Below are 13,395 nucleotides of genomic sequence, written 5' to 3'. Positions count from 1 at the left end.
ACCGGCGCGGCCGCACCGTGGCGCGCTGCGAGGTCGGCGGCGAGGACATCCAGAAATGGCTGGTGCGAAGCGGCTGGGCGCTGGCCTACACCCGCATCTCCAAGGACTACGAGCCCGACGAGGCCGCCGCGCGTGAGGCAAAAGCCGGGATGTGGCAGGGCGCCTTCATCGCGCCCTGGGACTGGCGCGTCCGCAACAAGAAGACCACCATCCTCGGCGCGACCAAGCCACCCGACGGCGCGCATGCGGTGCTGCTGGCCTCGGCCTCGGGGCCGGTCGCGCCCTCCCCGGATTGCACCATCAAGGGCAACGTCAACAGCGCCGGCGAGTGCATCTTTCACCAGCCGACCAGCCGCTGGTACACCCAGATCAAGATGAAGATCAGCAAGGGTACCCGCTGGTTCTGCTCGGTCGAGGAGGCGGAAGCCGCCGGCTGCCGCGAGACCAAACGATAACCCAGACCTGCGTTTTCCGTGCTTTTCCTGAGCGCCTCCAACGCGTAGAAACATAAATCATCAACCTTCCACCGTCTCCACGACACAAGGATTGACAGCAATGACCGTTCGCGCGGGCCGGGAGTTTCTGGCCATCCCCGGGCCCACCAACATGCCCGACGAGGTGCTGCGGGCGATGCACCGTCCGGCGATCGACATCTATTCCAAGCAGATGCTCGATCTGACCGAGAGCCTGCTCGCGGATATTTCGAAGCTGTTTGCGACCAAAGGCAAATCCTACATCTACATTGCCAACGGTCATGGCGCCTGGGAAGCGGCGCTCAGCAACGTGCTGTCGCGTGGCGACAAGGTGCTGGTGCTGGAGAGCGGCCGCTTCGCGATTGGCTGGGGCAATGCGGCAGCGCTGATGGGCGCCGAGGTCGAGGTGCTCAAGGGCGACTGGCGCCGCGCGGTGCGGCCGCACGAGGTCGAGGAGCGCCTGCGCCGCGACAAGGAGCACACCATCAAGGCCGTCGTCGTCGTCCAGGTCGACACGGCGTCAGGCGTGCAGAACGACATTGAGGCGATCGGCAAGGCGATCAAGGCGGCCGGCCATCCCGCGCTGTACATGGTCGACACCGTGGCTTCGCTCGGCTGCATGCCGTTCGAGATGGACAAATGGGGCATCGATGTCGCGATGTCCGGCTCGCAGAAAGGCCTGATGACGCCGCCCGGCCTCGGCTTCGTCGCCGCCAATGCGCGTGCGCTCGAGGTGCACAAGAAGGCGAACATGTCGACGCCCTATTGGAGCTGGAGCGAACGCGAGGGCACGGAGAATTATCGCAAATATGCCGGCACCGCGCCGGTGCATCTGTTGTTCGCGCTGCGCCAGGCGATCGACCTCTTGCACGAGGAAGGCCTGGAGAACGCCTTCCGCCGCCACAGCCTGCTCGGCGAAGCTGCGCGCCGCGCCGTTGCCGCATGGTCGGAAGGCCAGGTGCTCGGCTTCAACGTCGCGGAAGCCAGCGAGCGCTCCAACACCGTGACCACGGTGACGATGAGCAACGGCCACGACCCCGCGGTGCTGCAACGCTATTGCAAGGACAAATGCGGCGTCGTGCTCGGCACCGGCATCGGCGATCTCTCGGGCCAAGCCTTCCGCATTGCCCATATGGGCCACGTCAATGCGCCGATGCTGCTCGGCACGCTCGGGGTGATCGAGATCGGGCTCAACGCGCTGAAGATCCCGCACGGCAAGGGCGGACTTGAGGCGGCGGTCGCGTATCTCGGGGAAGAGGTGGCGGCGTAGGCCTCGGCTGTCGTAGCCCGGGTGAGCGAAGCGACACCCGGGATCTTGCGAGCCCCCGCATATCGCTTCGCTCATGCGGGCTACGGCAGCGCCTGTCGCGGCACCCGATACGCCTCGACCTGGGCCGTCAGCTCATCCAGCGATGCGGTCGGCGCGTTCGGATCGACCCGATATTCCCCGTTCGCCAGCCACTGCAGCACCATCGCATCCACCACCGGCGAGTGGTGGATGACATCACCGTAATTGTTGAGGTCGTGCGTTACTTCCTTGATCGCGCGGAAATCGTACAGACGCACGTTGGGAAGCTGCGTCAGGCGCCTGGCGATGTGCGCCGTGAGATCGGTGACGATCTTCAGCGTCGCAGGCGAGGCATCGCGCATCGCGACGAATTGCAGGATCGAATAAGGCGGGAAATAGATGTCGAAGGTCACGTCGGGATGGCGCGTGATCAGGCCGACGGCATCGCGCTCGAAGTGACTGACCATGGCGTCATAGCCGTAGCCTTCACCGAGAAAGCGGCTGCGCGTGGGAGCGGTGATGTAGGTAAAGGCCGCGAGCGTCCGCTTGGCGTTGTAGCCGTTCGCGACGTCGAAATCCCTGGCCAACGCATAGATGTCGTCGACATCGGAAAGCGCAAACTTGATGGGGAGATAAGGCGCCGCCCGCGTCAGCGGCGCTCGCAGCGGCGGAACCGAGCGCAGCAATGCGAACAGGGATTCCTTCGCCATCGCGGCGCTGAACAGATAGGACGCGATCCCCTTGGCTGTCCCCCGATAGAGATCGATGGACAGATAGGGATCGGTCTCGATGTCGGTGGCATCGACGAAGATGAAATCGTCCATCGCCCAGATCACGCGCCGGGCGCCGCGGTCGATCGCCTGCTCCAGCACGAAAGCCTGCTGGCGGGAATTGGAGCCGGTCATCGCCAGCTTGAGCGAGTGCACGCGAAGCGCGCGATCGATGTCGCTCTGGCGGAAATGGATCGCGAGCGAGGTGCCCATGAAAGCGGTGTCGAACGAATGGCTGCGGATCAGTCCGGCATTCTGGACGCGCGTGTCGTCGGAATAGAAAGCAGCAAGACGCGAGGGGCGGAACAGTTGCAAGGGATCGACGACGTAGGTGAGCAAAGCCGCGCCCAGCACGCAAGCGATGCTGGCGAGCAGAAGACGCCTCAGCTGTGTGAACGTGCCCTGCATCAGAAGCGGAAATAGATGAATTCGCTGTGGCTCTGGATGCCGAGCAGTCCGAATGCGAGCACCAGCGACGCCGCATAGAGGACCAGCGGCCGCATGCGCCCTGCCCGCAAGGCCTCGCCGACCCTGCGGTTGCCGTGGTCATATCCCATGAGCTCTTGCGTGTTCGGCGCCAGCCACACCAGCGCAGCATAGATGGAGACCAGCACCAGCGCCGCGATCTCCTCGCGGCCGAACACGATATTCGAGGGATCAGCCATGGCATGGAGAACCCGCAGCGCCCACGCAACGCTCTCGGCGCGGAAGAACACCCAGGCGACGACCACGGCCAGGAAGGTCAGCGCTGCTCCGGCGATGCGGACCGGGCGCGCGAGAACAGATGGAATGGCCGGCACCAGCGCATTGAAGGCGTGATTGACACAGAGATAGGCGCCGTGCAGCGCACCCCAAACGACAAAAGTCCAGGCCGCGCCGTGCCAGAGCCCGCCGAGCAGCATCGTGATCATCAAATTGACATAGCGCAGCACGCGGCCGCGCCTGTTACCCCCGAGCGAGATATAGAGATAATCGCGCAGGAATTGCGACAGCGTCATGTGCCAGCGGCGCCAGAACTCGACGATGCTCGTGGCCTTGTAGGGCGAGTTGAAGTTGACGGGCAGGAAGATGCCGAACATCAGCGATATCCCGATCGCCATGTCGGAATAGCCGGAGAAGTCGAAATAGAGCTGGAACGTGTAGGCGAGCGCCCCCAGCCAGGCCTGATCGAAGCTCGGCGAGCGCGCCTCGAAGGCGAGCGCGACCAGCGGCTGGATGCCGTCGGCAAGGCAGGTCTTCTTGAACAGGCCGATGGCGAAGATGATGACGCCGCACAGGATCAAATGCGCGTCCGGATGCTTGGCGTCCTTCCGCTCGAATTGCGGGATCATGTCCTTGTGGTGGAGGATGGGTCCTGCGATCAGATGCGGAAAATAAGTCACGAACAGCGCGTAGTGCGGCAGCGCGTAAGCCGCGACCTGGCCGCGATATGCATCCACCAGAAATGCGATCTGGGTGAAGGTGTAGAAGGAGATGCCGACCGGCAGCAGGATGTGGACCGCGGCATGCGTGCCGAACAGCGCGTTGACGTTCTCGGTGACGAAGCCGGCATATTTGAAGATGCCGAGCACGATGAGATCGCCGGCGACGCCAAGCGCGAGCACCGCCTTTCGTTGCGACGGGCCGAGCTTCGCCACGATCAGGAGATGACCGACGCCGTAGTTGAAGGCGATCGACAGCAGCAACAGGGCCACGAACTGCCAGCTGCCGATGGCGTAGAAGGCGAGCGAGGCCAGCGCCAGCCAGATCACCGGCGTCAGATTGCTGCGCCGCCCGAGCCAGAAATAGCCGGCCAGCACGAGGGGCAGGAACAGCAGGATGAACGGATAGGAATTGAACAGCATCAGGCTGGACCGGCGGCGGGGACATGGTCCGTAAAGCATACACGGGGCCGGTCAACAACCCGGCGACTTGGCGCGGGCGCGCTGGCAATTCGGGGGACCTGTCGCCATATTATGGGCGACCCGCTGCCTTCGACGGCCGTCATTGCCGGGCTTGTTCCGGCAATCCATCGCTAAAGGATTCGTCTTTGATGGATGCGCGGGTCAAGCCCGCGCATGACGAGATGAGTTTCGGTGAGACGAATGAGGATCGAGTGACACAAGCCAAGACACCTTCCCAGCCCCCCGTCGCCCCGCGCCGGCCGCATTCCTTCACGCGGCACGGGATCAATGTGACCGACGACTATGCCTGGTTGAAGGACGCGAAATGGCAGGAGGTGCTGCGCGATCCCGCGGTGCTCGATCCCGACATCCGCAAATATCTCGACGAGGAGAACGTCTACACCGAGAGCCTGCTCGGCCACACCGCCGGCCTGCAGAAGACGCTGGTGCGGGAGATGCGCGGGCGCATCAAGGAGGACGATTCCAGCGTGCCCTCGCCTGACGGTCCCTTCGCCTATTTCCGCAGGTTTCGCGAGGGCGGACAGCACGAGCTGTTCGGCCGCATGCCGCGCGAGGGCGGCGACGGCGATATCGTGCTCGACGGCGACGCGCTCGCCAAGGACCACAAATATTTCAAATTCGGCGGTAGCCGGCACTCGCACGATCACAAGCTCCAGGCCTGGAGCGCCGACACCAAGGGCTCCGAATATTTTTCGATCCGCGTGCGCGACTGGGCCACGGGCAAGGATTTCGACGACCTCGTCGAGGAGACCGACGGCGGCGTCGTCTGGGCCGCGGATTGCAAGAGCTTCTTCTATGTGAAGCTCGACGACAACCACCGGCCGATGCAGGTGTGGCGGCACAGGCTCGGCACCAGGCAGGCCGACGACACGCTGGTTTATGAAGAGCAGGATGCCGGCTGGTTCACCCATCTGCACGAGAGCACCAGCGGCCGCTTCTGTGTGATCGCGGGCGGCGATCACGAGACAAGCGAGCAACGGCTGATCGACCTCGCCAATCCCGCGGCGCCCCCGCGCCTCGTCGCGGCGCGCGAGGAAGGCGTGCAATATTCGCTGGCCGATCGCGGCGATCAGCTCTTCATCCTCACCAATGCGGATGAGGCCATAGACTTCAAGATCGTCACCGCGCCGCTTTCTTCGCCCGAGCGCAAGAACTGGCGCGATCTGATCCCGTATCGTCCGGGCATCTACATCATCGACCTCGATCTCTATGCCGGCCATCTGGTGCGGCTGGAGCGCGCCAACGCGCTGCCGTCGATCGTGATCCGTGATCTCGCCTCGAGCGAGGAGCACGCCATCGCCTTCGACGAGGCGGCCTATTCGCTGGATACGATGGGCTCCTACGAATTCGAGACGACGAATTTGCGCTTCGCCTATTCGTCGATGACGACACCGTCGGAGGTCTATGATTACGACATGGTCAAGCGCACGCGCACCTTGCGCAAGCGCCAGGAGATCCCGTCCGGCCACAACGCCGCCGATTACGTCACGACGCGCATCATGGCGAAGGCGCATGACGGCGCCGAGGTGCCGGTGTCGATCCTCCATCGCCGCGGGCTGACGCTCGACGGCTCGGCGCCGCTGCTGCTGTACGGCTACGGCTCCTACGGCATGGCGATGCCGGCCTCCTTCAGCGCCAACCGCCTGTCGCTGGTCGACCGCGGTTTCGTCTACGCTGTCGCTCATATCCGCGGCGGCGCCGACAAGGGCTGGGGCTGGTATCTCGACGGCAAGCGCGAGAAGAAGACGAATTCGTTCGACGATTTCTCGGCCAGCGCGCAGGCGTTGATCGCTGCGAAATACACCAGCGCCAGGCGCATCGTCGGCCATGGCGGCTCGGCCGGCGGCATGCTGATGGGCGCGGTCGCCAACCGTGCCGGCGAGCTTTTCGCCGGCATCGTCGCAGAAGTGCCCTTCGTCGACGTGCTCAACACCATGCTCGACGACACGCTGCCGCTGACGCCGCCGGAATGGCCGGAATGGGGCAACCCGATCGAGAGCGAAAAGGATTTTCGAACGATCCTCTCCTACTCGCCCTACGACAATGTCGCCGCGAAGGAATATCCGGCGATCCTGGCGATGGGCGGGCTTACTGATCCGCGGGTCACTTACTGGGAGCCCGCCAAATGGATCGCACGCCTGCGCGCCACCATGAGCGGCGGCGGCCCGGTCCTCTTGCGTACCAACATGGGCGCCGGCCATGGCGGGGCGTCGGGGCGGTTCGATCGGCTGGATGAAGTCGCGATCGTGTACGCGTTTGCGCTGTGGGCTGCGGGAATGGCGGAGGCCGGGGTGTAGCGACAGCCGCAAACGCGTAGGGTGGGCAAAGCGAAGCGTGCCCACGGTCTCATGCCGTTTCGAACAGAAGGTGGGCACGGCGCAAATGCGCCTTTGCCCACCCTACGGCAGCCCGACTCGTGGCGACTCACACCGCGCCGTGCGCCTCGACATACAGCGCATACACCGAATGGCTGCTCGCCATATACAGCCTGTTGTTCTTGGGGCCGCCGAAGCAGAGATTGGCGCAGCGCTCGGGCAGCTTGATGAAGGCGAGCGGCTTGCCGTCCGCGTTGAACACCATCACGCCGTCGAGATCTTCGGACTTGGCCTTGAGCTGGAACACCTTGCGGCCGCCAATATCGGTGGGCTCGGATTGCAGCGCGCCGTTGGAGCCCCAGCCGCACCAGAGATTGCCGTCGCGGTCGACGCGGAAACCGTCGAGCGAACCCTGGTCGGCGGCGTCGATCAGCTTGGTCTTGCCGCTAAGCGAGCCATCGTCGCCGACATTGTAGCTCCAGATGCTGCGGTTGGGCGTGCCCTTCCACTCGACGACATAGAGCTTCTTCTCGTCCGGCGAGAAGGCGAGACCATTGGGATTGACGAGGTCGGTGAGGACCGCGCTGATCTTGCCGTCCTTGGCGATGCGATAGACGTTGGTGGTGGCCTGCTCGGCCTTTTCCTTCTTGCCCTCCCACTCGCCATTGATGCCGAACAGCGGATCGGTGAACCAGATACTGTCGTCGGACTTCACCACGATGTCGTTCGGCGCGTTCAGCCGCTTGCCCTCGAACTTGTCGGCGAGCACGGTGATCTTGCCGTCTTTCTCGGTGCGGGTGATGCGACGGGTGACGGAATGCTCGCAGGTGACGAGGCGGCCCTGGCGATCCCTGGCATTGCCGTTGGCGTAATTGGCATTGGCGCGGAACACGCTGGTCTGCCCGGTCTTCTCGTCGAACTTCATGATCCGGTTGTTGGGGATGTCGGAGAACAGCAAATAGCCGCCTTCGGGGAAATAAGCGGGGCCTTCGGCCCAGCGCATGCCTGAAGCGACTTGCTCGACCGTCGAGGAATAGAGCCGGTATTTTGCAAAGCTGGGATCAAGGATCTGGACGGCGGGATCGGGATAGCGCTGGTTGGGCGTGAACGGAAACGACTGCGCGCCGGCAGCGCGGGCAAGAAGCGTGGATGCCATTGCTGCGCCAGCGCCGGCCACGAGATTACGTCGCGTGAAATTCATAAAGGTCCTCCCTGCTTGATAAAAGGCCGGCACTTGATGGCCGGCCTGTGTCTTGACGTGATCTGCTCTCGGTCTTAGCGGCCGTTCTTCTTCCGCCATTCGGCAAAGTCGGTCAGCGTCTGCGGATCGGTCGCGGGATAGAGACCGAAGATGCCGCGACCCTTGCCGACTTCCTCGGTGACGAAGTCCTCGAATGCGGTCATCTCGAAGGTTTCGTTGGCGATCTCGTCGGCGAGATGCGCGGGGATCACGATGACGCCGTCGGCATCGCCAAGGATGACGTCGCCGGGAAACACCGGCGCGTCGCCGCAGCCGATCGGGACGTTGATCTCGATGGCCTGGTGCAGCGTGAGATTGGTGGGCGCCGAGGGGCGATGGTGATAGGCGGGGATGCCGAGCTTGGCGATCTCGGCGGAATCGCGGAAGCCGCCGTCGGTGACGACGCCGGCGACGCCGCGCTTCATCAGCCGCGTCACCAGGATCGCGCCTGCGGACGCCGCGCGCGCATCCTTTCGGCTATCCATCACCAGTACGGCGCCCGGCGGGCAATCTTCGACCGCCTTGCGCTGCGGGTGCGAGCGGTCTTTGAAGACCTCTATCGTGTTGAGATCCTCGCGCGCCGGCATGTAGCGCAGCGTGAAGGCCTCGCCGACCATGGTCGGCTGGTCGGCGCCCAGGGGGTGCACGTCCTGGATCATCTGGACGCGCAGGCCGCGCTTGAACAAAGCGGTGGCGACCGTGGCGGTGGAGACGGATTTGAGCTTGGTGCGGGTGGCTTCGCTGAGTTTGGTCATAGGTTGAGCTCTCTCGTTAGGTCGTCATTCCGGGGCGATGCGAAGCATCGAACCCGGAATCTCGAGGTTCCGGGTTCGCTGCGCGCCCCGGAACGACGGTGAAATCAATAAATCGAAGGCTCGCCGATCGGCGCGCCGAAATCGGTCTCGAGGAAGTCGAAGTCACAGCCGTCATTGGCCTGCTTGATGTGCTTGGTGAACATCCAGCCATAGCCGCGCTCGAAGCGGCGCTCGGGCTGCTTCCAGGCGGCACGGCGCTTGTCGAGCTCGGCTTCGCTCACGTCGAGATTGATGGTGCGGGCGGCGACATCGAGGGTGATGCGGTCGCCGTTCTGCACCAGGGCCAATGGGCCGCCGATGTAGGACTCGGGCGAAACGTGCAGGATGCAGGCGCCATAGCTGGTACCGCTCATGCGCGCGTCCGAGAGGCGCACCATGTCGCGCACGCCCTGCTTCACGAGCTTGGTCGGGATCGGCAGCATGCCCCATTCCGGCATGCCCGGCCCGCCCTGCGGCCCCGCATTGCGCAGGATCAGGATATGATCCTCGGTGACGTCGAGGTTGGGATCGTCGACCGCCTTCTTCATCGAGGGATAATCGTCGAACACCAGCGCCGGACCGGTGTGCTTGAGGAAGCGCGGCGCGCAGGCGGAGGGCTTGATGACGCAGCCGTCGGGCGCGAGATTGCCCTTGAGCACGGCGAGCGCGCCCTCCTTGTAGATGGGATTGTCAACGCCGCGGATCACGTCGGCATTGTGCACCTCGGCGCCCTCGATGTTCTCGCCCATCGTCTTGCCGGTGACGGTGATGCAATCGAGATGCAGATGCGGCTTGATCTGGCCCATCAGCGCCGGCAGGCCGCCGGCATAGAAGAAGTCCTCCATCAGATAGGCATCGCCGCTGGGACGGACGTTGGCGATCACGGGCACCTTGCGGCTCGCAATCTCGAAATCGTCGAGCCCGATGTCCTGGCCGGCGCGGCGAGCCTGCGCGATCAGGTGAATGATCGCGTTGGTCGAGCAGCCCATCGCCATCGCGACCGCAATGGCGTTCTCGAAGGCCTTGCGAGTCTGAATCGTCTTCGGCGTCAGATCCTCCCACACCATCTCGACGATGCGGCGGCCGCATTCGGAGGCCATGCGGATGTGGTTGGCGTCGGCGGCGGGAATTGAGGAGGCGCCCGGCAGCGTCATGCCGATCGCTTCGGCAATCGCAGTCATGGTCGAGGCGGTACCCATGGTCATGCAGGTGCCGTAGCTGCGGGCGATGCCGGCCTCGATGTCGAGCCAGTCCTTGTCGGAGATCTTTCCGGCGCGGCGCTCGTCCCAGTATTTCCATCCGTCGGAGCCGGAGCCGAGCGTCTTGCCTTTCCAATTGCCGCGCAGCATCGGGCCTGCCGGCAGATAGATCGCCGGGATGTTCATCGAGGTCGCACCCAGCAGCAGCGCCGGCGTGGTCTTGTCGCAACCGCCCATCAGCACCACGCCGTCGACGGGATGGCTGCGCAGCAATTCCTCGGCGTCCATCGCCAGCAGATTGCGATAGAGCATGGTGGTGGGCTTGAGCAGCGATTCCGACAGCGACAGCGCGGGCAGTTCGATCGGAAAGCCGCCGGCCATCAGAATGCCGCGCTTGACGTCGTCGACGCGCGACTTGAAGTGCATGTGGCAGGGCTGTGCGTCCGACCAGGTATTGAGGATCGCAATGATCGGGCGGTCCTTCCACTCCTCCGGAGCGTAGCCCATCTGCATGGTGCGGGAGCGGTGGCCGAACGAGCGCAGATCGTCGGGCGCGAACCAGCGCGCGCTGCGGAGCTGGTCGGGCGTGATTTTCTTCTTAGTCATGATTGGGTGCCCCATTTCTGCACGGTGTTCCGCTCGATGGCGCGGAAGATCAGGTTCTCGACAAAGAGCCCGATGATGATCACCGTCAAGAGGCCTGCGAAGACCGCAGGTATGTCGAGCAGATTGCGGTTCTCGAAGATGAACCAGCCGAGCCCACCCTGGCCCGAGGACACGCCGAACACCAGCTCGGCCGCGATCAGCGTACGCCAGGCAAAGGCCCAGCCAATCTTGAGACCGGTGAGGATGGAGCCGAAGGCGGCGGGGATTAATATTTTGGCCACATAAGGCAAGCCGCGCAGGCCGTAATTGCGGCCGACCATGCGCAGCGTGTTGGACACGCTCTTGAAGCCGGAATGGGTGTTGAGCGCGACCGGCCACAGCACCGAATGGATCAGCACGAACACGAGGCTGCCATTGCCGAGGCCAAACCAGATCAGCGCGAGCGGCAGCAGCGCGATCGCCGGCAACGGGTTGAACATCGCCGTCACGGTCTCGAGGAAGTCGGTGCCGATGCGGGTCGAGATGGCGAGAATCGTGAAGATCGCGGCCAGCGCGATGCCGGCCGAATAGCCCATGAACAGCACCTTCAGCGACGTCCAGGCGCGCATGGGAATGGTGCCGTCCTTGACGCGATCGAACAGCGTGATCGCGGTGTCGTGCAGCGTCGGGAACAGCAGCGGATTGTCGAGGGCGACGCCGTAGGCTTCCCAGATCGCCGCCAGGAACAGAATGATGACGGACTTGCGGACGAAGCCGTCGTTCCACAACAGCTCAACCACGCTGAGCTTGCGCTCGACCTCGCCAGCACCTGAAGCGGCGGCCGGCTCGGCTCGCAGCAATATCTTGGCTTCGCCCATCAGAGGCTCCTCAATGCGCGGTCAATTCTTGCGCGAACAGGAGATCGTGGATCTCCTTCTCGAGCCGGCCGGCGCTGCCGTCTTCGTTCGAGACCTTGTCGACGTCGACCACCTCGGCCTTGACGCGGCCGGGATGCGGCGACAGCAACAGGATGCGGTTGCCGATGCGGATCGCTTCCGCGATCGAATGGGTCACGAACAGCACCGTGAACTTGGTCTCGCTCCAGAGCTGGAGCAGCTCGTCCTGGCAGGTCCGGCGCGTCAGCGCGTCGAGCGCGGCGAACGGCTCGTCCATCAGCAGGATATCAGGCTCCATCGCCATGCCGCGCGCGATCGCGACGCGCTGCTTCATGCCGCCCGACAGCGTGTGCGGATAGGCGTCGACCACGCGCGTGAGACCAACCTTCTCGATATAGGCCCGCGCCTTCGCTTCCGCGTCCTTGCGCGACAGCTTTCGCGCGGTCAGCAGCGGGAACATCACGTTGGCGAGCACGCTCTTCCAGGGCAGGAGCTGGTCGAACTCCTGGAAGATCATCATGCGATCGGCGCCGGGACCGTGGATCTCGCGACCGCCGATCGTCATGCGGCCTTCGCTCGGGCTCATGTAGCCGCCGACGGCCTTGAGCAGGGTCGACTTGCCGCAGCCGGAGGGACCGAGCAGCACGAAGCGGTCGGACTTGTCGACGGTGAAGCTCACCCTCTCCGTGGCGGTGACGACGGCGCTGGAGGTCTTGTAGCGCAGCGTCACGCCGCTGACGTCGAGCAGAGTCATCAGTTGCCCTTCAGATCGTGGGCGACGGGCAGATAATAATCGGTCCACGCCTTGGGCTGGTTCTTCAGCGTGCCGGTCTTGAACAGATGTGCCGCGAACTTCATCGTGCCCTGCGGCTCGAGATTCCACTCCATCATGCCGGGCTCCTTGAGGAGATCGAGCAGCTCCTCGACCGAGGTCTTGTCGCCGGTGATCTCCTTGTAGATCTCGACCGCCTGCTTGGTGTCGCTACGAATAAGATCCTGCGCTTCCTTGGTGGCGTCGCGCACGGCCTGGATGATCTTTGGATTGGCTTCGGCAAACTTCGTCGTGGTGAAGAACTGGGCCTGGCTGAGCGGTCCGCCCATCACGTCCGGCGATGACAGCACGATATGCGCGCCCGGTACGTTCTTCAGCTCCAGGAAGGTGAAGGGCGGGATCGAGAAGTGGCTGTGCACCTCGTGCTTGGGGTTGGACAGCGCCGCATAGGCGTCGGGATGGCCGAGCTGCACGGTGTTGGCATCGAGCTTCGACCATTGGTCAGCGCCGAACGCCTCGGCAGCTGCGATCTGGAGCACGATCGCCTGGGTCGAGACTTTCACGGTCGGCACCGCGATCTTGTCGGAGGGGCCGAAGTCCTTGATCGACTTGATGTTGGCGTCGCGGCTGATCAGCGTCATCGGCTGCGCCGAGGTCGCGACGATGCCCTTCACGCCGCCGCGGGTGCGATCCCACAGCAGAAGGAGGTTGCCGGTGCCGGTGTTGAGGATGTCGACGCCGCCCGCGAGCAGCGCGTCGGTCTGCGCGCCGCCGCCGGAGAAGGTGATCCATTTGGTGGTGACGCCGGCGACGCCGAGGGAAGCTGCATGCTTCTCGATCAGCTTCAGCTTCTCCATGATATGGCTCGGCATGTAGAAAATGCCGGGCTGGCGCGACAGCGCGATCTCGGATTTCTGCTGGGCGTGCGCGGCATTTGCCGCCAGGACGGTTGCGGCGATCAGGACGGCAGCCGCAAGCTTGCTGCGAAGATGCGTGATCATTGTTGTGTGTTTCCTCCGGTCATCGTCGAGCTGCGTTGACGCTACTGATGCACTAATATATTAGTGCATCAAAGGCAAGCCCGCAGGACCCGCGATGGAATCACCCCACCCCGCGCCGCGCGCGGCAGCACGACCGGCCGCCCGGCTCGACCGCGGCC

General features: G+C 64.0%; 11 protein-coding genes. 3 read left to right on the top strand and 8 right to left on the bottom strand.

What is annotated here, in order from left to right; translation table 11 throughout:
• The coding region (locus MOV74_RS16395; protein ID WP_246924292.1) for a thermonuclease family protein at window positions 1-455 on the top strand (455 nt) is incomplete at its 5' end.
• A gap of 100 nt (window positions 456-555) precedes the next feature.
• On the top strand, window positions 556-1,743 hold the full coding sequence (locus MOV74_RS16390; protein WP_246924288.1) for an alanine--glyoxylate aminotransferase family protein: 1,188 nt from the start codon (window positions 556-558) through the stop codon (window positions 1,741-1,743).
• An 80-nt stretch (window positions 1,744-1,823) separates the two neighbouring features.
• Here MOV74_RS16390 and MOV74_RS16385 read toward each other — a convergent pair whose 3' ends face one another.
• Complete coding sequence (locus MOV74_RS16385; protein ID WP_246924283.1) at window positions 1,824-2,939, bottom strand: hypothetical protein; 1,116 nt, start codon at window positions 2,937-2,939, stop codon at window positions 1,824-1,826.
• Window positions 2,939-4,375, bottom strand: coding sequence for an MBOAT family protein (locus MOV74_RS16380; RefSeq protein WP_246924278.1), 1,437 nt, complete (start codon window positions 4,373-4,375; stop codon window positions 2,939-2,941). Before MOV74_RS16380 ends, MOV74_RS16385 begins: the two co-directional genes overlap by 1 nt.
• Window positions 4,376-4,626: 251 nt before the next feature.
• Here MOV74_RS16380 and MOV74_RS16375 point away from each other — a divergent pair, with 251 nt between their 5' ends.
• Window positions 4,627-6,732 (top strand): S9 family peptidase, encoded by a 2,106-nt coding sequence (locus MOV74_RS16375; protein WP_246924295.1) that lies wholly within the window; start codon window positions 4,627-4,629, stop codon window positions 6,730-6,732.
• Between the two features lie 127 nt (window positions 6,733-6,859).
• Here the strand turns inward: MOV74_RS16375 and MOV74_RS16370 are convergent, their stop codons facing one another.
• From MOV74_RS16370 to MOV74_RS16345, 6 genes are all read right to left on the bottom strand, one after another.
• Window positions 6,860-7,951 (bottom strand): SMP-30/gluconolactonase/LRE family protein, encoded by a 1,092-nt coding sequence (locus tag MOV74_RS16370; RefSeq protein WP_246924275.1) that lies wholly within the window; start codon window positions 7,949-7,951, stop codon window positions 6,860-6,862.
• Window positions 7,952-8,025: 74 nt separating this feature from the next.
• On the bottom strand, window positions 8,026-8,745 hold the full coding sequence (locus MOV74_RS16365) for a ribonuclease activity regulator RraA (protein WP_246924271.1): 720 nt from the start codon (window positions 8,743-8,745) through the stop codon (window positions 8,026-8,028).
• Between the two features lie 104 nt (window positions 8,746-8,849).
• Window positions 8,850-10,589: an L-arabinonate dehydratase gene (gene araD / locus MOV74_RS16360; RefSeq protein WP_246924266.1), complete on the bottom strand. Its 1,740-nt coding sequence runs from the start codon at window positions 10,587-10,589 to the stop codon at window positions 8,850-8,852.
• Window positions 10,586-11,446, bottom strand: coding sequence for an ABC transporter permease (locus MOV74_RS16355; protein ID WP_246924262.1), 861 nt, complete (start codon window positions 11,444-11,446; stop codon window positions 10,586-10,588). Before MOV74_RS16355 ends, araD begins: the two co-directional genes overlap by 4 nt.
• Before the next feature lie 10 nt (window positions 11,447-11,456).
• Window positions 11,457-12,218: an ABC transporter ATP-binding protein gene (locus MOV74_RS16350; protein ID WP_246924259.1), complete on the bottom strand. Its 762-nt coding sequence runs from the start codon at window positions 12,216-12,218 to the stop codon at window positions 11,457-11,459.
• On the bottom strand, window positions 12,218-13,237 hold the full coding sequence (locus tag MOV74_RS16345; protein WP_246924254.1) for an ABC transporter substrate-binding protein: 1,020 nt from the start codon (window positions 13,235-13,237) through the stop codon (window positions 12,218-12,220). Before MOV74_RS16345 ends, MOV74_RS16350 begins: the two co-directional genes overlap by 1 nt.
• Window positions 13,238-13,395 lie beyond the last annotated feature (158 nt).

Origin of the sequence: Bradyrhizobium sp. SHOUNA76 (genome assembly GCF_023006445.1) — a bacterium.
Taxonomy (GTDB): domain Bacteria; phylum Pseudomonadota; class Alphaproteobacteria; order Rhizobiales; family Xanthobacteraceae; genus Bradyrhizobium.
Note: the sequence above shows the minus strand (reverse complement) of the source record. Positions and strands in the feature narration are given on the sequence as shown.

Bases quoted from the DNA above. Each gene is read 5' to 3' on its own strand.
- MOV74_RS16390 (WP_246924288.1), top strand. From the start codon at position 556: ATGACCGTTCGCGCGGGCCGGGAGTTTCTGGCCATCCCCGGGCCCACC.
- MOV74_RS16385 (WP_246924283.1), bottom strand. From the start codon at position 2,939: ATGCAGGGCACGTTCACACAGCTGAGGCGTCTTCTGCTCGCCAGCATC.
- MOV74_RS16380 (WP_246924278.1), bottom strand. From the start codon at position 4,375: ATGCTGTTCAATTCCTATCCGTTCATCCTGCTGTTCCTGCCCCTCGTG.
- MOV74_RS16370 (WP_246924275.1), bottom strand. From the start codon at position 7,951: ATGAATTTCACGCGACGTAATCTCGTGGCCGGCGCTGGCGCAGCAATG.
- MOV74_RS16365 (WP_246924271.1), bottom strand. From the start codon at position 8,745: ATGACCAAACTCAGCGAAGCCACCCGCACCAAGCTCAAATCCGTCTCC.
- araD (WP_246924266.1), bottom strand. From the start codon at position 10,589: ATGACTAAGAAGAAAATCACGCCCGACCAGCTCCGCAGCGCGCGCTGG.
- MOV74_RS16355 (WP_246924262.1), bottom strand. From the start codon at position 11,446: ATGGGCGAAGCCAAGATATTGCTGCGAGCCGAGCCGGCCGCCGCTTCA.
- MOV74_RS16350 (WP_246924259.1), bottom strand. From the start codon at position 12,218: ATGACTCTGCTCGACGTCAGCGGCGTGACGCTGCGCTACAAGACCTCC.
- MOV74_RS16345 (WP_246924254.1), bottom strand. From the start codon at position 13,237: ATGATCACGCATCTTCGCAGCAAGCTTGCGGCTGCCGTCCTGATCGCC.